Here is a 21,916-nt window from a genome sequence, read left to right as displayed (position 1 = left end):
TGGTGTGAAGTGAGTCAGCCGGTGTCGCAGGATTCTGAGCAGGCTGTCGGGCTGCAGTTGCGGGGAATCACCAAGAAGTTCGGCTCTTTCGTGGCCAATGACGCAGTCGACCTCGACATCAGACCCGGTGAGATCCACTGCCTGCTCGGCGAGAACGGGGCGGGCAAGTCGACGCTGATGAACGTGCTGTACGGGCTGTACCAGCCCGACGGTGGCGAGATCGTGATCGACGGACGGCCCCAGTCGTTCGACGACCCGAAGGCGGCGATGGCCGCGGGCATCGGCATGGTGCACCAGCACTTCATGCTGGTCGAGGTGTTCAGCGTGGCCGAGAACATGATCCTGGGTCGTGAGCCCGGCGTGGTGGTCGACCTCAAGGCCGCCAAGGCCAAGGTGCGCGAGTTGTCGGCGCGGTTCAACCTGCCGGTCGACCCCGACGCGATCATCGAAGACCTTCCGGTGGGAGTGCAGCAGCGGGTCGAGATTCTCAAGGCCCTGGCCAACGATGCCAAGTACCTGATCTTCGACGAGCCGACCGCGGTGCTCACCCCGCAAGAGATCGACGAGTTGATGGTTGTCATGCAGGGGCTGCGGGACGAGGGCAAGGGGATCGTCTTCATCACCCACAAGCTGCGCGAGGTTCGGGCGATCGCCGATCGCATCACCGTGCTGCGCCGGGGCAAGATCGTGGGCAGCGCCAACCCCAGCTCGTCCGAGACCGAACTGGCCCAACTGATGGTGGGCCGCGCGGTCGACTTGACGGTCGCCAAGCAGCCCGCGGCGCCGGGGGCCGTCCGGCTCCAGCTCGACGACGTCACCATCGCCAATTCGGCCGGTGCGGTGGTGGTCGACGGCATCACCTTCGAGGTGGCCGGCGGCGAGATTCTTTGCATCGCCGGCGTCCAGGGCAACGGTCAGTCCGAGCTCGCCGACGCCCTGCTGGGCAATATTCCGCTGCTGTCGGGGCAGATCAGCCTGGACGGCGACGACCTGAGCGGTTGCACCCCCAGGCAGGCGATCGCCGCGGGCGTCGGGTTCGTCCCCGAAGACCGGCAGTTCGACGGCTTCATCGGCAGCTTCAGCATCGCCGAGAACCTGGTGCTCAACCGGTTCGACTCCGCACCGTTCGCCACCGGCGGGTCGCTCAACCTGAAGGCGATCAACGAGAACGCGGTGCGGCTGCGCGACGAGTTCGACATTCGCACCCCCGATGTGCAGAACGTCGGGTCGTCACTCTCGGGCGGCAACGCCCAGAAGGTGGTGCTGGCTCGCGAACTGAGCCGCGACCTGGCGTTGCTGGTGGCATCGCAGCCTACCCGGGGCGTTGACGTGGGGGCGATCGAGTTTCTGCACAAGCGCATCGTCGAGGAGCGCGACAAGGGCACGGCGGTGGTGTTGGTCTCGACCGAACTCGAAGAGGTCGAGGCGCTCGCCGATCGGGTACTGGTGATGTACCGGGGCCGCATCGTCGGCATTGTGGCGCCCGATACTCCACGCGACGTGATGGGCATGATGATGGCCGGCGTCGGCTACGACGAGGCCGTCCAGGTGGCCGCGGACGACGCCCGGGCCGGGGGAGAGGACCACTGATGGCTGACAGCGACCCGCGTTCGACGCGCCTGCGCGCCTGGGCGAGCACCCGGTGGCGGGACTGGATGATCACCCTGGCCGCGTTCGTGCTCGCGCTGATCGTCGGCGCGATTCTGATGATCGTGGCCGACCCCCAGGTGTCGGGCAACTTCAACTACCTGTTCACCGCCCCCGGTCTGGCGCTGGGCAGCGCCTGGACCAAGGTGTCGACCGCTTACGGTGCACTGCTGGTCGGTGCGGTCGGTTCGCCGACGGCACTGTCGGCCACCAGTGCGGCGGCTGCGCCACTGATCTGTGCCGGCCTGGCCGTCGGGCTGGCCTTTCGCGCCGGCCTGTTCAACATCGGCGCCCAGGGCCAGGCGATCCTCGGCGCGATGGCTGCGGCCTGGGTCGGCTTCTCGTTGCCGCTGCCGCCGGTGATCCATCTGCTCGTGGCCGTGCTGGCCGGCCTGATCGCGGGCGCGCTGTGGGGCGGCATCGTCGGCTGGCTCAAGGCCAAGACCGGGGCGCATGAGGTGATCGTCACGATCATGATGAACTACATCGCCGCCGGTCTGCTGGCGTGGGCGCTCACCACGACGGTGTTTCAGCGTCCGGGCCGTAGCGACCCGATCTCGCCCGAGGTGCCGTCGTCGGCCGCCTTCCCGCAACTGTACGAGCAACTGCACCTGGGCTTCTTCGTGGCGCTGCTGGCTGCCGTGGCGGTGTGGTGGCTGCTCGACCGGTCGGTGATCGGCTTCTCGATTCGGGCCGTCGGCGCCAACCCGCACGCGGCCGGTACCGCCGGCATGAACGTGGGTGCCACCACGATCATCACCATGGCGGTCGCCGGCGCCCTGGCCGGCCTGGCCGGGGTGCAGTCGGCACTCGGGCCTTCGGTCACCGGGGTGCCCGTGCCGCTCACCGAAGGACTGGTCGGCACCGTCGGCTTCGACGCCATCACAGTGGCCCTGCTCGGCCGTTCGAAGCCGATCGGCATCGTGCTGGCCGGGCTGCTGTTCGGCGGCTTGAGTGCCGGCGGCCTGGCCATGCAGAGCGTCGCGCAGACGCCGCTCACCCTCACCCTGGTGTTGCAAGCCCTGGTGGTGCTGTTCGTCGCAGCGCCGCAACTGGTCTCGACCCTGGTGCCGTTTCTCAAGGCCCGCAAACGCGGGGTTTCGCTGACGGGAGCCGACGCATGAGCACCGCTACCCATGAGCCGCACGTGCCGAGCCTCGCCGATGCACCCGAAGAGCTGCATTTCGAGGTTCGTGAGTCGCGCGACGCCCGGCGGGCGCGGCTGTCGTCCGGGGTGTTGATCGTGGTGGTCGGGCTGCTGCTCGGCGTGCTGTTCTTCAGCACCACCGGCACCGCCCGGTTCGCGCTGTCGGACGCGTTCGCCGACGTCCAGTTGCCCACCATCGAGGTGCCCGGCGCCGCGATGGTGGCGCTGTGCGCGGTGCTGTGTCTGCTGGCCGGGGCAGGTTTCGTCTCCGGACGGCTGCGGGGCCGGCTGCCCATGGTGGCCGGCATCGTTGCCGGGTTGGCGGTGGTCCTGGGCTTTCTCACCTGGGCGGCCGCTGGCAAAGACCTGCCGTTCCCGGTTGCCAATCAGCTCGCGGGCACGGTGTTCACCGCCACGCCGTTGATTCTGGGTGCCCTGTGTGGCGTGGTCGGCGAACGCGCGGGCGTGGTCAACGTGGCGATCGAGGGCCAGTTCCTCACCGCCGCCTTCGCTGCGGCGATCGTCGGTTCGGTCACCAAGTCGATTCCGGCCGCGCTGTTCGCCGCGGTGTTCGCCAGTGTGCTGATGGCGGCGCTGCTGGCGTTGTTCGCGATCAAGTACCTGGTCGACCAGGTGGTGCTGGGCGTGGTGATCAACCTGCTCGCCTCGGGCGTCACCGGCTTCTTGTTCGACCAGTTGGTGCAACCCAACTCGCGGGCGCTGAACAACGCCCCGGTGATGGACCCGATTTCGATTCCGCTGCTGGCCGACATTCCGCTGTTGGGGCCGATCCTGTTCAACCAGACGATTCTGGTGTACCTGGCGATCGTCGCCGTGGTGGTGGTCTGGTGGCTGCTGTTCCGCACCCGCTGGGGGCTGCGCGTCCGGGCCGTCGGCGAGCATCCGAAGGCCGCCGACACCGTCGGCATTTCGGTCAAGGGGGTGCGCTGGCAGGCGGTGCTGGTGGCTGGCGTCTTCTCCGGGCTGGGCGGGGCGTTCTTCACCGTCGGCTCGGTGGGCGTGTTCAGCAAGGACCTCACCGTGGGCAACGGCTTCATCGCCCTGGCCGCGGTGATCATGGGTCGCTGGCACCCGGTGCTGGCGGCCACCATGGCGCTGTTCTTCGGTTTCGTGGTGCAGATGGCCTCGCAGTTGCAGACCCTCAACACCCCGGTGCCCAGCCAGTTTCTGCTGATGCTGCCGTATGTGGCCACCATCATCGCGGTCGCCGGTCTGATCGGACGCACTCGTGCCCCTGCCGCCGACGGCGTGCCCTATACGAAGTGATGGCCTTGCCCGCGGCAGACGATCGGGCGCAACGCCGGCAGCCATGGCTATACCGGACGCGTCTGTAGTGACAACCCGCTGGTCGAGGTTGTCGAGGCCCTGAGGGGTTCGACCAGATCAATCGACGGAGGGGTTGACATGCAGATCGACTGGAACGCCCTGCGGACCCGGGCCCAGGAATTGTGCCGGCCGCGCCTACGCCCCGTATTCGCGGTTTCGGGTCGGCGCTGCCGCGCTGGTCGACGACGGACGAGTGGTGGCCGGCTGCAACGTCGAGAACGCCGGCTACGGGGTGACGCTGTGCGCCGAGTGCGGGTTGATCAGCGATTTGGTGGCCTCCGGCGGCGGACGCTTGGTGGCCTTTGCCTGCGTCAACGCACTCGGCGAGCCGCTGATGCCCTGCGGGCGCTGCCGGCAGTTGCTGTACGAGCATGGCGGCGCCGATCTGCTGATCGATACCCCCGACGGGGTCTGGACGATGGCCCAGGTGCTGCCGGGCGCCTTCGGGCCGGACGACCTGAGCCACGTCACCGCGCAGAGCTGAGCGTCAGTCATCGGCGCACCTGGCGGCGCACGTGCAGCACCCGGTGACTCTGCACCGCGACGAGATTCGCGACCCGGCTTCGCCTCGTCCTCAGCGCGGGTGATTCGTTGGTCGAGCGTGTCGAGACCTTGGCTGTGTGGCTGTGGCAAGGGGTTTCGGCAGGCTCAAAGCTTCCTTGGCGAAATGACGTGGAACCGGGCCGGTGCCGAGAAGGTGGGCACTGAAGGCGAGATCGGTGATCGCAGCCGACCGCTCGACCTACTTGGCGGTGAAGCTTGGCAACGGGCCGTTCCAGACCAGCGTGTAGCCCAAGCCGTGCGCCACGATGTAGCTGATGCCGAGCAGGACGGCCAGCAGCACGATCGCGAACAGCGCCACCGCGATCACCTTCCCGGCCCGGTTGGCCGGGCGGTCGGGCAGATCTCCGTTCGCCCAGGCGAGCGATTTGACCCCCAGTGCGAACAGAATCGGCAGGCCCGAGCCGAGCAGCAAACCGGCGAGTAGCACCCGCCAGGCACCGTCCAGAGCCGAGAGCAGCATCAGACCGCCACCTCTGTCTTATTCTTCTTCTGCTTCGCGTCGTCCCACTCGTCGTTGACGTTGTGGTGGCCGATCGGTTCCTTGCGCGAGTGCAGCCACATGTACACCCCGGCGGCCAGCAGCAGCAGCACGACGACGGCGGCTCCCCAGCCCGTGCCGAGGGAATTGCCGATGAAGAACATCAGCGCCCCGACCGCGGCGGCCGACGGCAGGGTGCTCAGCCAGCCGGACGCCATCCGTCCGGCCACCGGCCAGCGCACCTGGGCTCCGGGTCGTCCGACGCCCGAGCCGAGAATCGAACCGGTGGCGACATGGGTGGTCGAAAGAGCGAAACCGAGCTGGCTGGAGGCCAGGATCACCGCGGCCGAACTCATGTCGGCGCTCATTCCCTGCGGCGGCTCGATCTCGACCAGGCCCTTGCCCATGGTGCGAATGATCCGCCAGCCGCCCAGATAGGTGCCCAGCGCGATCGTCACGGCGCAGGCCAGCTTGACCCATAACGGCACCTCGTGGGTGCTGTGCCACTCGCCCGAGGCGATCAGGGCCAGCGTGATGACGCCCATCGTCTTCTGTGCGTCGTTGGTGCCGTGCGACAGCGACATCAGCGAGGCGGCGCCGACCTGACCCCAGCGAAAGCCCTGCTTGCGGTACTTCTCGCCGAGCGAAGCGGCCACCCGAAAGACGAAGTGGGTGCCGACCAGCGCCACGATCATGGCGATCGCCGGCGACATGAACCCCGGAATGATCACCTTGCCGATCACGCCGTCGAGCTTGCCGCCATCGCCGACCCAGTGCACGCCGTCCCAGCCCAGCCCGGCCAGGGTGGCGCCGATCAGGCCCCCGAACAGGGCGTGCGACGAACTGGACGGCAGCCCCCACAGCCAGGTGGCCAGGTTCCAGATGATCGCGCCGGCCAGCCCGGCCAGCAGGATCAGCAGCAGCTTGTCGCCCCCGTCGGCCAGCAGGTCTGCTCGCGGGGTGCCATCGGCGTTCTGCAGGTTGATCACCGCGTTGGTGACGGTCAACGCAACCTCGACCGAGAGCAATGCGCCGACCAGATTGAGCGAGGCGCAGAGCACGACAGCGGTCTTCGGGGTCAGCGCCTTGGTGGCGATCGATGCGGCCATGGCGTTGGCCGTGTCGTGAAAACCGTTCGTGAAGTCGAAGGCCAAAGCCGTGACGACGACGAGCGTCAACAAGATGAGCTCGGGGGACACATCCTCATCGTAGGGACATTCTTGCCAGTGCGGAAACAGATGGTTGAGGGTCATCTGTCACCCGTAGTCAACCGCCTGTTCGCCGTTGAGAAATCATTGCGTTACCGCGGTTCGGGGGCACCGGGGCGGGCCAATAGGATGAGGACCATGAGTTCACCCATCCTGACCGCGGTCGCCTGGCCCTACGCCAACGGCCCGCGGCACATCGGTCACGTGTCCGGCTTCGGCGTTCCCAGCGACGTCTTCTCGCGCTACATGCGAATGGCCGGCAACGACGTGCTGATGGTGTCGGGAACCGACGAGCACGGCACCGCGATCCAGGTGCAGGCCGAGAAGGAGGGGCTCACCCCGCAGCAGACCGCCGACAAGTACCACCGGGTGATCGCCGAGGATCTGGCCGGACTCGGCTGTTGCTACGACCTTTACACCCGCACCACCACGCTCAACCATCGCGCCACCGTCCAGGAGATGTTCCGGACGTTGCACGCCAACGGCTACGTCGTCGCGCAGCGGCAACAGGGCGCGATCAGCCCGTCCACCGGCCGCACCCTGCCCGACCGGTACATCGAGGGCACCTGCCCGATCTGCGGCTTCGACGGCGCCCGCGGCGACCAGTGCGACAACTGTGGACGCCAGCTCGACCCGATCGACCTGATCAACCCACGCTCCCGGATCAACGGCGAGGCCCCCCAGTTCATCGAGACCGAACACTTCTTCCTCGACCTGCCGGCACTGGCCGGGGCGCTCGGTGAATGGCTGGAGACCCGGACGGATTGGCGTCCGAACGTGCTGAAGTTCAGTGAGAACCTGCTCGCCGAGCTCCGCCCCCGGGCGATCACCCGCGACCTGGACTGGGGGGTGCCGATCCCGCTCGAGGGCTGGGAGGACGCCCCGATGAAGCGGATCTACGTCTGGTTCGACGCGGTGATCGGCTACCTGTCGGCGTCCATCGAGTGGGCCAAGCGGTCCGGCGACCCGGACGCCTGGAAGCGCTGGTGGAGCAACGACGAGGCCCGCTCCTACTACTTCATGGGCAAGGACAACATCACCTTCCATTCGGTGATCTGGCCCGGCATCCTGCTCGGTGCCAACGGCCAGGGCGACAAGGGCGGCGAGCCGTCGGCGTTCGGGCTGCTCGACCTGCCCACCGAGATCGTGTCGTCGGAGTTCCTGACCATGTCGGGCTCGAAGCTGGCGTCGTCGCGCGGGCACGTGATCTACGTGCGCGATTTCCTGCGCGACTTCGGCCCGGACGCGCTGCGCTACTTCATCGCCGTCAACGGCCCGGAGAACCAGGATACCGACTTCACCTGGGAGGAGTTCGTCCGCCGGATCAACTTCGAGCTGGCCAACGAGTGGGGCAACCTGGTCAACCGGTCGATCTCGATGGCGCACAGAGGTGTCGGCGCGATCCCGGTCGCCGGCGAGCTGACCGAGGTGGACGAGGCGCTGCTGCAGGCGGCGAAGGACGCCTATGCCGTGGTCGGCGACGCCTGGAGCCGGTGCAAATTCAAGCTCGCCACCACCGAGGCGATGCGCGTGGTCGGGCTGGCCAATAAGTACATCTCCGACCAGGAGCCGTGGAAGCTGAAGGACGACCCGGTCCGCCGCGACACCGTGCTGCACGTCGCGCTGCAGGTCGTCCAGGACTGCAACACCCTGCTCACCCCGCTGCTGCCGCACGCCGCGCAGAAGGTGTTCGAAGCGCTGGGTGGCGAGGGCATCTGGGCGGCCCAGCCGGAGCTGACCGAGGTCACCGAGCCGGGCGCCGAGGCGCCCTACCCGGTGCTGCGCGGCGACTACGTCAACCAGGCCGCGACCTGGGAGTCGCGTCCGATCGCCGTCGGGACGCCGCTGGCGAAGCCGTCCCCGATCTTCACCAAGCTCGATCCGAAGCTGGCCGAGACCGGCCCGGAGTGGGCGCCGATCGGCTGAGGACGGCGCGTGCGTCGATCATCGGGCCGAGCCTGCCGAGTCGGCCACCAGGGTGACGTGACCGGCTCTGCGGAAGGCCTGAGCAACGCGTCCACCGCTGGTTGAGCTACGTCGAAACCGCTTGCCACAGCGGTACATCCGCGGCCTCGGCAAGCTCGGCCAACGATGGATCAGCGTTTCCGTGGGCCGCCGAGTGCCGTCGCCACGGTGATGCGGCCTTTTCGCTACGCATCAACAGGGTCTTTCCGCTACGCATCAACAGAGTGCGGCGCGATCGCCGTGAGCCGCCGTTGCGCCTGCTCGTAGGTCAGCGGGCGGAAGCCGTTGGCAACGGCCTTGCGCTTCAACGCCCCTTGTGCCCGCCACAGGGCGAGCCCGCGTCGCAACAGAACCCACGGTGGCTTGCGCTTCTGTGCCAGGTCGCGACGCAGCCGGTACCAGGCGACCAGCAGACCCGGCCGGTCGAGGTAGATGCCCTCGGCCTCGATGCCGGCCCCCCGTGCCAGCGGCAACGCTTCGACGGCGAAGATGCCCTCGGCCAGCACCACCGTGGCGTCGTCGGGAATGGTGAGGCATTTCTCGCCCACCGTGCGCGACAACGGAATCGAGTAGTCGGGGGTGTGGGTCGCTCCGGTGCTGAGCAGTTCGGCCATCGCCGCGATCGCTGCCGCACCGTTCCAGGTGGCGACGTCGTCCCAGTCGGGTATGCCAAGGGTCTGCGGCAGGCCGGGGTGGTCGGCGTCGTGGTAGAAGTCGTCGAGTCGCACCTGCGGCAGCCCCGAGCCGAGCACCAGTCGGCTCTTGCCGCTGCCGGACGGCCCGGCCACCAGCACCAGCCGGCGGGGCGCGGGCGGGTGCTGCATGACCGGTGAGTGTAGCGATCGGTCGCTGCCCACGCGGATCGAGTCCGTCACAACCCCAGTGCGCCGGCCAGGTCTGCGCGCAGCCTCGCCAGTACCCCGGAAGCCTCCGCCCGGGCGAGGGCCAGGTCGTGGGAGGCGTCGGGAGGAAGCCTCACCTGCAGGTAGCACTTCAGCTTTGGCTCGGTGCCCGACGGGCGGACCACCGCCCGCACCCGCTCACCGGTGAACAGCAGTCCGTCGGTGGGCGGAAGCTCGTCCGAGCCCCGGGCCAGGTCGACCGCACTCACCGGCTCGCCGGCCAGGGTGCCGGGCGGGGTGGCGCGCAGCCTGGCCATCGCATCGCCGATCAGCGCGAGGTCGGCCACCCGGTAGTTCAGCGGCTCGGTGAGGCAGACGCCGAAGCTGCGGGCCAGATCGTCGAGCAGGTCGGTGACGTTGCGTCCCTCGGCCTTCAGCCCGGCGGCCAGTGCCAGCACCCGCAGCAGGGCGGTCACGCCGTCCTTGTCGGCCACAGCCGCAGGGTCGGTGCAGTAGCCGAGCGCCTCTTCGTAGCCGAAGGCCAGGCCGGGCACGCGGGCGATCCACTTGAACCCGGTGAGGGTCTGCGCGAAGGGTTGACCGTGCGCGGCGGCCAGGTCGGCCAGCAGCGTCGATGACACCACCGAGCAGGCATAGGTGCCACGGACCCCGTCCGCCAGGGATGCCGCGGCCAACAGCCAGCCCAGTTCGTCTCCGCTGAGCATGCGCCACGACCCGTTCACGGGAGCGGCCAGGGCGCATCGGTCGGCGTCGGGGTCGTTGGCCACGGCGACGTCGGCACCCACCTCGACCGCCTTCGCCAGGGCCAGGTCGATCGCGCCCGGCTCCTCGGGGTTGGGAAATGCGACGGTCGGAAAGGTCGGGTCGGGGGCGGCCTGGGCCTCGACCAGGTGCGGCGCCGGAAAGCCGGCCGCGACCGCCGCCCGGGTGACCACCTCGGTGCCCACGCCGTGCAACGCGGTGTGCACCCAGACCAGCTCGCGGGCGGAGGAGCCGGCCACCAGAGCCGACGCCCGCGACAGGTACGCCTCGACCAACTCGTCGCCGAGCCGGTGATAGTCGTCGCTGCGGCGCAATCCGGCCACCGGCACCCGTGACGCTCGTGCGATCTGCGCGGCGATCTCGGCATCGGCGGGTGGGACGATTTGCGAGCCGTCACCCAGGTAGACCTTGTAGCCGTTGTCGTGCGGTGGATTATGCGAGGCCGTGACGACCACCCCGGCCGCGCACCGGTAGTGCCTGATGCCGAAGGCCACCACCGGAGTCGGTTGATGCTGGGTGCAGAGCAGCGGACGCAGCCCCGCCCCGGCCAGGATCTCAGCGGTGTCGGTGGCGAACACGTCGGAGTTGTAACGGGCGTCGTAACCGACGATCACCCGGTCACCGGCATGCCCATGGTCGAGCAGGTGGGCCGCCAGCCCGGCGGCCGCGCGCGCCACCACCACCCGGTTCATCCGGTTCGGCCCGGGTCCGAGTGCTCCGCGCAGCCCGGCGGTACCGAAGCTGAGCGGGCCGCTGAAGGCGTCGGTCAGTTCGGCCAGGGCGGCCGGATCGCCGTCGCGGGCCCGGTCGCGCAGGTTGGTGAGAGCGAGCTGGGTGGCCGGGTCGGGGTCGTCGGTGAACCAGGCGGTGACCTGTGCCTCGAGGGTGTCGCCGAGTGCAGTGGTCACGGTCGCTCCGAGGGGGAGTCCCTGGGGAAGAGCTGATCAACACAGCCAAGCGCTGGTTGCGCTGGTCGAAACCCCTTGCCAGAGCGACAGATTCGAGGTCTCGACAAGCTCGACCAGCGAACAATCGGTGTTTCCCTGACGGTGGTCATGATCGCTGCTCCGTTCAGCGGGGTGCTCACAGCCGCTCCAGCAGGCCACCGAAACGGGGTGCTCACAGCCGCTCCAGCAGGCCGCTGAGCAGAGCGCGAAGCCGCGGCTGGGCGGTGTGGCCCGCCTCGACCACCTCGGCGTGGGTGAGCGGCTGCTGTGCAATGCCGGCTGCAGCGTTGGTGACCAGCGAGATGCCGAGCACATCGAGCCCCAGCTCGCGGGCCGCGATGGCTTCCAGAGCGGTGGACATGCCCACCAGCGTGCCGCCGATGGCCTGCGCCATGCGCACCTCGGCCGGCGTCTCGTAGGCCGGCCCGTGAAACTGGCAGTAGATGCCCTCATCCAGGCTCGGGTCGACCTGCTTGGCAAGAGCGCGCAGGGCCGGACTGTAGACCTCGGTCAGGTCGATGAACCGCGGGCCGACCAGGGGCGTTGCGCCGGTCAGGTTGATCTGGTCGGCGATCAGTACCACGGCTCCGGCCGGGTGGCCGATGCCACCGCAGCCGTTGGTCAGCAGCAGCCGCCGCGCGCCAGCAGCCGCCGCGGTGCGCACGCCGTGTACCACCGGGGCCACCCCGCGGGCTTCGTACAGGTGGGTGCGTCCGGTGAAGATCGCAGCCACCGAGCCGGACGCGGTGCGCACCAGCCGCAGCGTGCCGCCGTGGCCGGCGACCACCGGGGCGCTGAAGCCCGGCAGCTCGTCCAACGGGCACTCACCCAGGGGCTCGCCCAGGCCCTCCGCGGCTTGGGCCCAGCCCGAGCCGAGCACAAGGGCAAGATCGATACCGTCGATGCCGAAGCGGCTGCGCAGCGCCTCGGCGGCCTGCGCAGCGAGCTGGTAAGGGTCGCTCATGGCGCGACGATAGCGCCAGTCGAACCAGTCTCGACAGGGCTGGCCGACGCGTTCGAGCGGCTGTGCCCTCGACAGGCTCGACCAGCGGGGGTTGCCACCGGCCTGGCGGGGGCTGCGCGAGGACCGACCGGCGGGCCTACTCGTCGTCGACCGGACGCAGGTCGAAGCTACGGCCACCCTTGCGGGGTGGCAGTTTGGCCACCAGCCACAGCACGGCGAACCCCAGGGCCAGCCAAATCAGGGCCTGGCCCAGCGGCAGCAGGCCGTCCACGTCGAGGATCACCCCGGCGGCCATCAGCCCCACGCCCAGCGCCGTGGCAGCCACGGCCACCACCAGCACGATGCGAGTGGCACCGTCGATCGGTGAGAGCCGGGTGGTCAGGTGTGCCACACCCAGGCCGAGAGCCCCTGACAGCGGCACCGAGTACATCTGCAACAGGCGGTGCTGCAGCAGGGTCTGCTCGGGCAGTCCGAGGGTGATCATCAGCACCGCCACCAGCACCAGGAGGCCCGCCAGCACGCAGACGGTCAGAGTGGAACGGTCGCGGGGCACCGGCCGAGCCTAGCCTCGCTACGCCGCCGATCGATGGTTTGAGGCACATAGCTGCGCCGACCAACGCGAGCCACCGCTGGTTGAGCTATGCGGAATCTCTGACCAGAAAGCCAGATCCAGGTCTCGGCAAGCCCGATCAGCGAGAGTCAGCATTCCCTTGACGCCTGCCCGGCGCGACGATGACGCCGTCACCCGTGGGTGCCAGAATGCCCGTGTGACGAACGTGGTGATCATCGGGGGCGGTCCGGGCGGCTACGAGGCGGCCCTGGTGGCCGCGCAACTCGGCGGCTCCGTCACCCTGATCGAGCGACGCGGACTGGGCGGGTCGGCCGTGCTCACCGACGTGGTGCCGTCCAAGACCCTGATCGCCACCGCCGAGGTGATGTCGACCATGCGCGGCGCGTACGAGCTGGGGGTGCGGCTGGGGGAGCGGTCAGACCTGGCGCACGCCTTTCACGTCGACCTGGCAGCCGTGAACGACCGGGTGCTGCGGCTGGCTGCGGCCCAGTCCGTCGACATCGACCAACGGCTGCGGGCCGAGGGCGTCCGGCTGATCGACGGCACCGGACGGCTGGACGGCACCGAGCACGTCGTCGCGGTCACCGGCGAGGGCGAGGAAAGGCTCGGCGCCGACATCATTCTGGTCGCCACCGGTACCACCCCGCGCGAGTTGCCTCAGGCCCGTCCCGACGGTGAGCGCATTCTGAACTGGACGCAGCTCTACAACCTGCGCGAGTTGCCGCAACGGCTGATCGTGGTGGGTTCAGGCGTCACCGGCGCCGAGTTCGCCAGCGCCTACAACGCCCTGGGTGCCGACGTGGTGCTGGTCAGCTCGCGGCACCAGGTGCTGCCCGGCGAGGACGACGAGGCCGCGCGCGTGGTGCAGCACGTGTTCGAGCGCAGCGGCATGACCATCGTGTCGAAGTCGCGGGCCGAGGCTGCCGAGGTGGTGGGCGACGAGGTCGTCGTGAAGCTGGCGGACGGGCGCAGCGTCACCGGCTCGCACGTGCTGATGGCCGTGGGTTCGGTGCCCAACACCCAAGGCATCGGGCTGGCCGAGGCCGGGGTGGCGCTGAACGATCGTGGCTACGTGACAGTCGACAGGGTCTCGCGCACCACCGCTCGGGGGGTGTACGCCGCGGGGGACTGCACCGGGGTGTTCGCACTCGCGTCGGTGGCGGCCATGCAGGGCCGCATCGCCATGTGGCACTCGCTCGGCGACGCGGTCGGCCCGCTCGATCTGCGGACGGTCTGCGCCAATGTGTTCACCGCTCCGGAGATCGCCACCGTGGGGGTCACCCAGGCCGAGGTCGACTGCGGGGTGGTGAACGCGCTGGCGGTGATGCTGCCGCTGCACACCAACGCCCGGGCCAAGATGCGCGGCATCTCGGACGGCTTCGTCAAGGTGTTCTGCCTGCCCACCACCGGCATCGTCATCGGCGGTGTGGTGGTGGCGCCGATCGCCAGCGAACTGATCGAAAGCCTGTCGATGGCTGTGCGGGCCAAGCTGACCGTCGATCAGTTGGCGCAGAGCTTCACCGTGTACCCGTCGCTGTCGGGGTCGATCGCCGAGGCCGCCCGGCGACTGCACACGCATTCGGCAGGCCAAGGCAGCCAGGTGTTCTAGGGAAGTGCTGATCACTGCGCCCACCGCTGGTTGAGCGTGTCGAAACCCCTTGCCGCAGCGTGATGGCGAAGGTCTCGACAGGCTCGACCAGCGGTGGTTGCGTTTGAGTCAGGCGTTGCTGGTCACGATGTCGGCGACCAGGGTGCTGCCCCGCCACGACGCGTAGTAGCCGCTGGCCCAGCCGGCATAGGTCGGCCCGCCCTCCCAGTACGGCACCCGGCGGTCATCGCGCACGACGGTGCGAATGTAGGGGTCGGCACCGGTCTCGACCCGGGCGGCGTCGGCGGAGCAGGCCGGCACGCTGCGGCCGTCCCAGTGAATGTTGCGGGCCGAGGGGCCGTGGCCGGGGTTGAAGAAGCAGGGCGGACGGCGAGAGGGCAGCGGTTCGCCGGCGGCGCGGGCGGCCAGCCGGGCCGCCGTCCAGCGGCCCTCCTCGAGGCTCTCGGTGACCAGGCTCAACTCGCCGGGCTCAGTGGCCTCCTGAAGGTAGCGGGCGGCCCGCGCGTGCGCTTGTGTCGCACGGACGTAGTCGTCCTGAGCCTGCGGATCGGTCTCGGCGGCGGGCGAGAGCCTGGCCAGGGTTTCGGCCAGCCCGATCACATCGGCCTCGGCGGCTCGCTTGGCGAGGGCCAATTGGGACTCGTGCTCGGCTCGGGCACGACGGCCTTGCCAGGCGTTGCTGCGGGCGATCACGACGAATGCCGTGGCCACAGCGGCCACGAGCAGCACGACGCCGAGATAGTCCATCTGGTCATTGTGCACACAAAAGCTGGCACGTCACCAAGAAAATTCGATGAATTTCACTCTTGCGACACAAACTGAGAGATCTCATCTGTCGCAAGAGTCCGCTCAGCTTGTGCCTGTGATCGTGCACAGCACCGCGCCGCTGGGCACCGTGGCGCCCGCGACGGCGGCGAGTTTGGTGACGGTTCCGGCCCGGTGGGCCGCGATCGGCTGCTCCATCTTCATGGCCTCGAGCACCACGACCAGGTCACCCTTGGCGACCACGTCGCCCTCGGCGACAGCGACCCGCACGACGGTGCCCTGCATCGGCGCGGTCAGATCGTCGGAGTCCGCGGCGGGGGTTGTGGAGCCGGCAAAACGGCGGACGGCGCGGGCCGGTTGCGCGCGACGGCCGGCCCGGGCGAGCAACTCGCCGGGCACGCTGACCGCGAGCCGACGGCCGTCCACCTCGACTACGAACGACTGCCGCTCGGCCGGCTCGGCCAGCGCCGACGGCCCTCGATACGGCTCGACGGTGCCGGTGAAGTCGGTCTCGATCCAGCGGGTGTGCACCCCGAAGTCGCCTCCCGCCGCGGTGAAGGCCGGGTCGTCCAGCACCGCCCGGTGAAACGGCAGCACTGTCGGCATGCCCTCGATGCGGGTCTCGGCCAGTGCTCGCCGGGCGCGCTGCAGGGCTTGGGCGCGGTCGGCGCCGGTGACGATGATCTTGGCTACCAGTGAGTCGAACGTGCCGGGTACCGTCATGCCGGCCAGGTAGCCCTCGTCGACCCGCACGCCGGGCCCGGTCGGAGGCTGCCACGTGGTGAGGGTGCCCGGGGCGGGCAGGAAGCCGCGGCCGGCGTCCTCGGCGTTCAGCCGGAACTCGATCGAGTGCCCGCGCGGTGCCGGGTCGTCGTAGCCCAGTTCTTCGCCGGCGGCGATCCGGAACATCTCACGCACCAGGTCGATTCCGGTCACCTCTTCGCTGACCGGGTGCTCGACCTGCAGCCGGGTGTTCACCTCGAGAAAGCTGATCGTGCCGTCGGTGCCGACCAGGAACTCACAGGTGCCGGCGCCGACGTAGCCGGCCGCACGCAGAATCGCCTTGCTGGAGTCGTAGAGCCGGCTGACCTGCTGCTTGCTGAGAAAGGGCGCCGGAGCCTCTTCGACCAGCTTCTGGTGCCGGCGCTGCAGCGAGCAGTCGCGAGTCGAGACCACCACCACGGTGCCGTGCGCGTCGGCCAGGCACTGGGTCTCGACGTGCCGTGGCCGGTCGAGGTATCGCTCCACGAAGCATTCGCCACGACCGAACGCGTTGATCGCCTCGCGGGTGGCCGCCTCGTACAGCTCGGCCACCTCGTCGAGGCTACGGGCCACCTTCAGGCCGCGCCCGCCGCCGCCGTAGGCGGCCTTGATGGCGATCGGCAGGCCGTGCTGCTCGGCGAAAGCCACCACCTCGTCGGCGCTCGAGACCGGGGCAGTGGTTCCGGGCACCAGCGGTGCGCCCACCCGGGCGGCGATGTGCCGGGCGCGCACCTTGTCGCCCAGCGCCTCGATGGCCGCCGGCGGCGGGCCGATCCAGGTCAGTCCGGCATCGATCACGGCGCTGGCGAAGGCGGCGTTCTCGGCGAGAAAGCCGTAGCCGGGGTGGACGGCCTCGGCGCCGGAGCGCTCGGCGACGCGCAGCAGCTTGTCGATGTCGAGATAGCTGTCGGCGGGCGTGTCGCCGCCCAGGGCGAAGGCCTCGTCGGCAAGCTTCACGAACAGCGCGTCGGCGTCCTGGTCGGCGTAGCAGGCCACGCTGGCGATGCCCGCATCGCGCGCCGCGCGCACCACCCGCACGGCGATCTCGCCCCGGTTGGCGACCAGAACCTTGCTGAATGCAGCCATCGGGAGGCTTCCTTTCTGCTCATCGGCGACAGGGTCATGGCTTCGTCCGATGATCGGACCGGTTTCGTCGAATTCCCACGGTCAGGGCCAGGCACTGGCCCGCCAGGCGCCCGGGCCGGGCCGGGGCGGCAGGCGCAACTGCCGGCTGCGGGAGCGCCAGGCGGACGGGGGCGGCTGCGGGTCGTTGCTGGCGGTGGTGGTGGCGGCGACGCGCAGGCCGAGCAGCACCGCGGTGAGCGCGGCCAGTTCGGACTCGCTGGGGTGACCGTGCACCACGATCGGGGCGGCTGGGCCGGTCACAGCGGAATGTTCCCGTGCTTCTTGGGCGGCAGGGAGGCCCGCTTGGTGTGCAGCAGGCGGAGCATCGTGGCCACCTCCAGGCGGGTGTCGCGCGGGGCGATCACCCGGTCGATATAGCCGCGTTCGGCCGCGATCCAGGGGTTCGACAACTCGTCGTCGTAGGCCTGGATCAGTTCGGCTCGGCGGACGGCCGGGTCATCGGCCTCGGCCAGCTCACGCCGGTACAGAATGTTGACCGCGCCCTCGGCGCCCAGCACCGCGATCTGCGCGGTGGGCCAGGCCAGGTTGATGTCGGCGCCCAGGTGCTTGGAGCCCATCACGTCGTAGGCGCCGCCGTAGGCCTTACGGGTGATCAGGGTGACCAGCGGCACGGTGGCCTCGGCGTAGGCGTACAGCAGCTTGGCGCCACGGCGAATGATGCCGTTCCACTCCTGGTCGGTGCCGGGCAGAAAGCCGGGCACGTCGACGAAGGTGAGCACAGGCACGTTGAAGGCGTCACAGGTGCGCACGAATCGGGCGGCCTTCTCTGAGGCGTCGATGTCGAGGCAGCCGGCATGGACCATCGGCTGGTTGGCCACTACGCCGACCGGGTGGCCCTCGATGCGTCCGAAGCCGCAGATCATGTTCGCGGCGAAGCGGGCGTGAATCTCGCAGAAATCGCCCTCGTCGAGGATTCTCTCGATCACCTGGTGCATGTCGTAGGGCTGGTTGGGTGAGTCGGGAATCACGCCGTCGAGAAAATCGTCGGGCTCGAGCGGGTGCTGCTGGTCGCCGAGTGCGGGGGGTTCGTCGAGATTGTTGCTGGGCAGAAAACTCAGCAGGTGCCGGACGAACTCGAGCGCGTCGGGCTCGTCGGCGGCCAGATAGTGAGCGTTGCCGGAGCGGCTGTTGTGCGTGCGGGCGCCGCCCAGTTCTTCCATCGTGACCTCTTCGCCGGTGACGGTGCGAATGACGTCCGGGCCGGTGATGAACATCTGCGAGGTCTGGTCGACCATCACCACGAAGTCGGTCAGCGCGGGGGAGTAGACGTGCCCGCCCGCCGCGGCCCCCATGATCACCGAGATCTGCGGTATCACGCCCGAGGCGTGGGTGTTGCGTTTGAAGATCTCGGCGTAGAGACCGAGGCTGACCACGCCCTCTTGAATGCGGGCGCCGCCACCCTCGATCAGGCCGATCACCGGGATGCCGGTGCGCAGCGCCAAGTCCATCAGCTTGCAGATCTTCTCGCCGTACACCTCGCCCAGTGCCCCGCCGAAGATGGCCAGGTCTTGGCTGAACACCGCGACGTTGCGGCCGTCGATGGTGCCGACGCCGGTGATCACCCCGTCGGTGTAGGGGCGTTTGAGGGCCATGCCGAAGGCCGTGCTGCGGTGCCGCGCGAACTCGTCCAACTCGGTGAAGCTGTCGGGGTCGAGCAATGCTTCGATCCGCTCACGCGCGGTGAGCTTGCCCCTGGCGTGCACTCTGGCCACGGCAGCCTCGGACGCCGGTTGCCTGGCCTGCTCGTCGCGGCGGCGGAAGTCGGCGAGCTTGCCTGCTGTGGTGTGCAGATCGGGCTCCATGAACGCACCCTAGTAGCCGGTTGCCGGTTGCCGGTTGCGTGCTCCATGGCGTCCACTGTCGGTTGCGCCCGTCGATGCCTTCTGCTCCAGCGCACCAGCCGAGGTCTCGCCAGGCTCGTCCGGGTGACGATCTGAACCGAACAGGGCCGGTGCCCTGGCAAAGGGGTCGCCTTCGCGAAACTGCACCACAGTCTGGGGATGCCACGCCTCGGTAGCCTGCGGGGCTTCTGACGTTGGTGCAGATTCACCAACGAAAACCTGTGGACGACGTCCCACAGCGGGCGGGGGACTGCTGGACTGAGGTGCATGCCAGACCCCGACGAGATGCTCACGTTGGTGTTCGTGATGAAGCACAACAACGGCGTGCTGCGGCAACGCGACCACCTGCGCTCGCGGGCGGCGTTCGACGAATTGGTGCGCACCCGCACCATCGTGCGGGTGCTGCCCGGAACCTATGTGGACGCCGACCTGCGGCTCGACCGCAGCACGCGCTTCGCGGCGGCGCTCGCCTTCGCCACGGGATCGGTGCTGTGGGGGGCCAGCGCGGTGCAGGCGCTCACCGGTGCGCTGCAGCACGAGTTCGGTGAGGGTGAGGAGGTCGTGCTCGCCCACCAGCACAGCCGGCGCGCGACGTCCGGACTGCGGTGGGTGCGCCGACGAGTTCCGCCGCAGCAGCGGGTGACCGTCCGGGGCCTGCGCTGCCCATCCCCGGCGTTCGTCGCGGTCGAGGCAGCCGTCCGCGACGACGGTGAGTTGATCGAGCAGTTCCTGCGGGCTGGTCGGCTGCAGGTGAGCGAGTTGCCTGACGCCGTTGCGGCGATGGCTGGTTCACCGGGGCAGGACGTCCGGCGGCGAGTCGTCCGGGCGTCACTGGACAACCCCTGGTCGGGCGGTGAACGCGTCTTGCAGGCACTGCTGCGTCGGCACCGAATCGGGGGTTGGGTCGCCAACGCCGAACTGATCGTCGGCGAGACCCGCTACTACCCGGACCTGTGCTGGGTCGAGCAGCACCTCATCGTCGAGTTCGACGGTTTCGAGGTGCACAGCCGACGCGCGGTGTTCGAGACCGATCGGGTGCGGCAAAATGCGCTGGTGCTGGCGGGCTATCGCGTGCTGCGGTTCACCTGGAGGCAGGTCACCGAGCAGCCGGACGCGGTGATCCAGACGATTCAGGCCGCATTGGCTCGCGAAACTGCACCACATTCGTGAGTGCATGCGCCGTCAGAAGCGTGCAGGGGTGAGGAATGTGGTGCACTTTCGCGACCCGTCCTAGGAACCAACGCTAATCGCTGAGCGTGGTGGGGAATGCCGCGCGCTCAGTGCACGAAGATGCCGATGCCGAGCGGAATCAGCCACAGCACCGCCAGCCCCTGCAGCACCCGGTCGTTGAGCACCACGTCTTCGGGTTCGCCCGCGTTACCGGCGTCGATGTCCATGGCGTACCGCAGCAGGGCCAGCGTGAACGGCACGATCGAGATCGTCGTCCAGGGCACGCCCCAGGGCTCGTTGGCGCGGTGCTCGAAGGTCCACAGGCTGTACGACATGATCACGATCGAGCACGAGATCGCCCAGACGAAGCGTAGGTAGCTGAGCGAGTATCGCTCCAGCGAGGCGCGGGTGCCGGCGTCCGAGCCCAACTCCTTCATCTCCGAGTAGCGCTTGCCGGCCACCATGAACAGCGAACCGAACGACGCCACCAGCAGGAACCATTGCGACAACTCGATGCCGGACGCCACGCCTCCGGCCACCGCGCGCAGCAGGAAGCCGGCGGCCACCATGGCCAGGTCGATGATCGGTTGGTGCTTGAGGAACATCGAGTACCACACCTGCAGCACCCAGTACACCGCCAGCGTGACGCCCAGCATCGGCGCCACCCACCAGCCGATCGCCAGACTGGCCACCGCGGTCGCGCCGGCGAGGATCAGCGCCGGCGACGCCCCCAGTTCGCCTGCGGCGATCGGCCTGAACTGCTTCTTCGGGTGCAGCCGGTCGGCCTCGACGTCGCGGACGTCGTTGATCAGGTAGATCGACGCGCTGATCAGCGAGAACGCGACGAACGCCCACACGGTGTTGGCCAACACCCGTGGGTCGAACAATGCCCCCGACGCCACCGGAGCGGCGAAGACCAGGATGTTCTTCACCCACTGTTTGGGCCGCATCGCCCGCAGCCAAGCGGGTAGCGGTGACTTCTTGGGTTGGACCAGCGCATTATCAGACATCGAGCGACAGGCTAGTGCCTCGACCAGCGAGCGACCCCGTCAGCCCCCGGGTGTCGCTCGCCACAGGCTGGTCCAGTCGATGCCCAGCTCGAGCAGCAGGTCGCGCAGCAGTGGCAACGAGAGCCCCACCACATTGTGATAATCACCCTCGATGCTGGCCACGAACGGCCCGCCCAGGCCGTCCACGGTGAATGCTCCGGCCACCCACAGCGGTTCGCCGGTCGCGACGTAGGCCTCGATCTCGGCGTCACTCACCTGGGCGAAGTGCACGACCGTCGACGCGACCCGCTCGGCGGCCCGGGTGCCGGCCTCGTCGATAACGATCGCGCGGTGGCCGGTGTGCAGCACGCCCGACCGTCCGCGCATCGCCTGCCAGAGCCGGACGGCGGTGGGGGCGTCGGCGGGCTTGCCCTGCGGCTGCCCGGCGAACTCCAGCAGCGAGTCGCAGCCGATCACCAGCACGGGCTCGTCGCCGGGCAGGAGTTGATCGGCCACGGCGTGCGCTTTGAGCCGGGCCAAGGTGAGGGTGAGTGCGGCAGCAGGCTCGACGGCGACGGCGTCCTCATCGACCCCCGAGACGATCACCTCGGCGGCCACCCCTGCCCTGCGTAGCACCTGCAGCCGGGCCGGGCTGGCCGATGCGAGAACGACTCTCATCGGCCGAACAGCCCACCGAGAATCGGGCCGAGCAGATCGCCCAGCCCAGCCATGCCGCCGCCCAGCCCGTCGTCGGACGGCTGCTGCAGGCCGGAGCCGCCCAGGTGCTGCTTCGTGGCCAGGTAGGCCAGCACGATCGGGGCGAGAATGGGCAGCGCCCTGCCGATCACGTCGTCCGCGCCGGCCGAACTGGCCTGCAGCTCCCGCGGCTGCTCCAAAGCGTCGGCGAAGATGTGGTTGACGATCCCCTGGCCGTCGCTGGTGTCGACGCCGTCGCGGCTGACCCCGCCGTCGAAGAACTGCGGTTCGCTGTGCCGGGTGAGCGTACTGGCGAGGCTGAACGAGCCCTGGTCACTGTCGGTGACGTTGGCCTGCACCCCGGCGAACAGGGCGGGCAGGCCCGTGCTGACGGCCTGCTCGGCGATCCCTGGTTGGGCGGCACGCTGGCCCAGCGGCAAGGCTGCGAGAATCTCGTCGGCGGCGCGCATGGCCT

19 protein-coding genes and 1 pseudogene are annotated in these 21,916 nt (G+C 69.1%); 7 read left to right on the top strand and 13 right to left on the bottom strand.

What is annotated here, in order from left to right; translation table 11 throughout:
* Positions 1-9 precede the first annotated feature (9 nt).
* The 4 genes and pseudogenes from QM721_RS10770 (at position 10) to QM721_RS10755 (ending at position 4,625) form a co-directional block, all read left to right on the top strand.
* On the top strand, positions 10-1,590 hold the full coding sequence (locus tag QM721_RS10770) for an ABC transporter ATP-binding protein (RefSeq protein ID WP_415121770.1): 1,581 nt from the start codon (positions 10-12) through the stop codon (positions 1,588-1,590).
* On the top strand, positions 1,590-2,771 hold the full coding sequence (locus QM721_RS10765; protein WP_415121768.1) for an ABC transporter permease: 1,182 nt from the start codon (positions 1,590-1,592) through the stop codon (positions 2,769-2,771). The genes QM721_RS10770 and QM721_RS10765 overlap by 1 nt, the downstream gene beginning before the upstream one ends.
* A complete protein-coding gene (locus QM721_RS10760) occupies positions 2,768-4,081 on the top strand; it encodes an ABC transporter permease (protein WP_415121766.1) in 1,314 nt (437 codons plus the stop codon). Before QM721_RS10765 ends, QM721_RS10760 begins: the two co-directional genes overlap by 4 nt.
* 138 nt (positions 4,082-4,219) lie before the next feature.
* Positions 4,220-4,625: pseudogene (locus QM721_RS10755) on the top strand (cytidine deaminase).
* 258 nt (positions 4,626-4,883) lie between these two features.
* Here the strand turns inward: QM721_RS10755 and QM721_RS10750 are convergent.
* Entirely contained in the window at positions 4,884-5,165 is a 282-nt protein-coding gene (locus QM721_RS10750; RefSeq protein ID WP_415121764.1) for a hypothetical protein, read from the bottom strand.
* Positions 5,165-6,382 (bottom strand): inorganic phosphate transporter, encoded by a 1,218-nt coding sequence (locus QM721_RS10745; RefSeq protein WP_415121762.1) that lies wholly within the window; start codon positions 6,380-6,382, stop codon positions 5,165-5,167. The genes QM721_RS10750 and QM721_RS10745 overlap by 1 nt, the downstream gene beginning before the upstream one ends.
* 147 nt (positions 6,383-6,529) lie before the next feature.
* On the opposite strand from QM721_RS10745, the gene metG reads away from it, so the two are divergent.
* Entirely contained in the window at positions 6,530-8,317 is a 1,788-nt protein-coding gene (gene metG, locus QM721_RS10740) for a methionine--tRNA ligase (protein WP_415121760.1), read from the top strand.
* A 248-nt stretch (positions 8,318-8,565) separates the two neighbouring features.
* Here the strand turns inward: metG and QM721_RS10735 are convergent, their stop codons facing one another.
* The 4 genes from QM721_RS10735 to QM721_RS10720 all read right to left on the bottom strand — a co-directional run bounded on the left by QM721_RS10735 (position 8,566) and on the right by QM721_RS10720 (position 12,445).
* Positions 8,566-9,180: a uridine kinase gene (locus QM721_RS10735; RefSeq protein WP_415121758.1), complete on the bottom strand. Its 615-nt coding sequence runs from the start codon at positions 9,178-9,180 to the stop codon at positions 8,566-8,568.
* Positions 9,181-9,227: 47 nt separating this feature from the next.
* On the bottom strand, positions 9,228-10,889 hold the full coding sequence (locus QM721_RS10730; RefSeq protein WP_415121756.1) for a phospho-sugar mutase: 1,662 nt from the start codon (positions 10,887-10,889) through the stop codon (positions 9,228-9,230).
* Positions 10,890-11,100: 211 nt separating this feature from the next.
* Positions 11,101-11,892, bottom strand: a complete 792-nt coding sequence (locus QM721_RS10725) for a purine-nucleoside phosphorylase (protein WP_415121754.1) — start codon at positions 11,890-11,892, stop codon at positions 11,101-11,103.
* 136 nt (positions 11,893-12,028) lie between these two features.
* On the bottom strand, positions 12,029-12,445 hold the full coding sequence (locus QM721_RS10720; RefSeq protein WP_415121752.1) for a hypothetical protein: 417 nt from the start codon (positions 12,443-12,445) through the stop codon (positions 12,029-12,031).
* Between the two features lie 214 nt (positions 12,446-12,659).
* Here QM721_RS10720 and QM721_RS10715 point away from each other — a divergent pair, with 214 nt between their 5' ends.
* A complete protein-coding gene (locus QM721_RS10715; protein WP_415121750.1) occupies positions 12,660-14,072 on the top strand; it encodes an NAD(P)H-quinone dehydrogenase in 1,413 nt (470 codons plus the stop codon).
* A gap of 108 nt (positions 14,073-14,180) precedes the next feature.
* On the opposite strand, the gene QM721_RS10710 is transcribed toward QM721_RS10715, so the two are convergent.
* From QM721_RS10710 to QM721_RS10695, 4 genes are all read right to left on the bottom strand, one after another.
* On the bottom strand, positions 14,181-14,819 hold the full coding sequence (locus tag QM721_RS10710; protein ID WP_415121748.1) for a hypothetical protein: 639 nt from the start codon (positions 14,817-14,819) through the stop codon (positions 14,181-14,183).
* Positions 14,820-14,921: 102 nt separating this feature from the next.
* A complete protein-coding gene (locus QM721_RS10705; protein ID WP_415121746.1) occupies positions 14,922-16,685 on the bottom strand; it encodes an acetyl/propionyl/methylcrotonyl-CoA carboxylase subunit alpha in 1,764 nt (587 codons plus the stop codon).
* A gap of 81 nt (positions 16,686-16,766) precedes the next feature.
* Positions 16,767-16,985, bottom strand: a complete 219-nt coding sequence (locus tag QM721_RS10700; protein WP_415121744.1) for an acyl-CoA carboxylase subunit epsilon — start codon at positions 16,983-16,985, stop codon at positions 16,767-16,769.
* Positions 16,982-18,547: an acyl-CoA carboxylase subunit beta gene (locus QM721_RS10695; protein WP_415121742.1), complete on the bottom strand. Its 1,566-nt coding sequence runs from the start codon at positions 18,545-18,547 to the stop codon at positions 16,982-16,984. Before QM721_RS10695 ends, QM721_RS10700 begins: the two co-directional genes overlap by 4 nt.
* A 306-nt stretch (positions 18,548-18,853) precedes the next feature.
* On the opposite strand from QM721_RS10695, the gene QM721_RS10690 reads away from it, so the two are divergent.
* Positions 18,854-19,756 carry an endonuclease domain-containing protein gene (locus QM721_RS10690; RefSeq protein ID WP_415121740.1) on the top strand — a complete coding sequence of 301 codons (903 nt, stop codon included), beginning with the start codon at positions 18,854-18,856 and terminating at the stop codon, positions 19,754-19,756.
* Between the two features lie 107 nt (positions 19,757-19,863).
* Here QM721_RS10690 and QM721_RS10685 read toward each other — a convergent pair whose 3' ends face one another.
* The 3 genes from QM721_RS10685 to QM721_RS10675 are packed head-to-tail and all read right to left on the bottom strand — an operon-like array spanning position 19,864 to position 21,911.
* Entirely contained in the window at positions 19,864-20,766 is a 903-nt protein-coding gene (locus QM721_RS10685; RefSeq protein ID WP_415121739.1) for a decaprenyl-phosphate phosphoribosyltransferase, read from the bottom strand.
* Positions 20,767-20,805: 39 nt separating this feature from the next.
* The gene (locus tag QM721_RS10680) at positions 20,806-21,423 is read right to left on the bottom strand and encodes a Maf family protein (protein WP_415121737.1); all 618 of its coding nucleotides are present in this window, start codon (positions 21,421-21,423) and stop codon (positions 20,806-20,808) included.
* Positions 21,420-21,911, bottom strand: a complete 492-nt coding sequence (locus QM721_RS10675) for a DUF937 domain-containing protein (RefSeq protein WP_415121735.1) — start codon at positions 21,909-21,911, stop codon at positions 21,420-21,422. The genes QM721_RS10680 and QM721_RS10675 overlap by 4 nt, the downstream gene beginning before the upstream one ends.
* Positions 21,912-21,916 lie beyond the last annotated feature (5 nt).

The sequence above is a fragment of the Micropruina sp. genome, from assembly GCF_047602085.1.
Classification (GTDB): domain Bacteria; phylum Actinomycetota; class Actinomycetes; order Propionibacteriales; family Propionibacteriaceae; genus Micropruina.
Note: the sequence above shows the minus strand (reverse complement) of the source record. Positions and strands in the feature narration are given on the sequence as shown.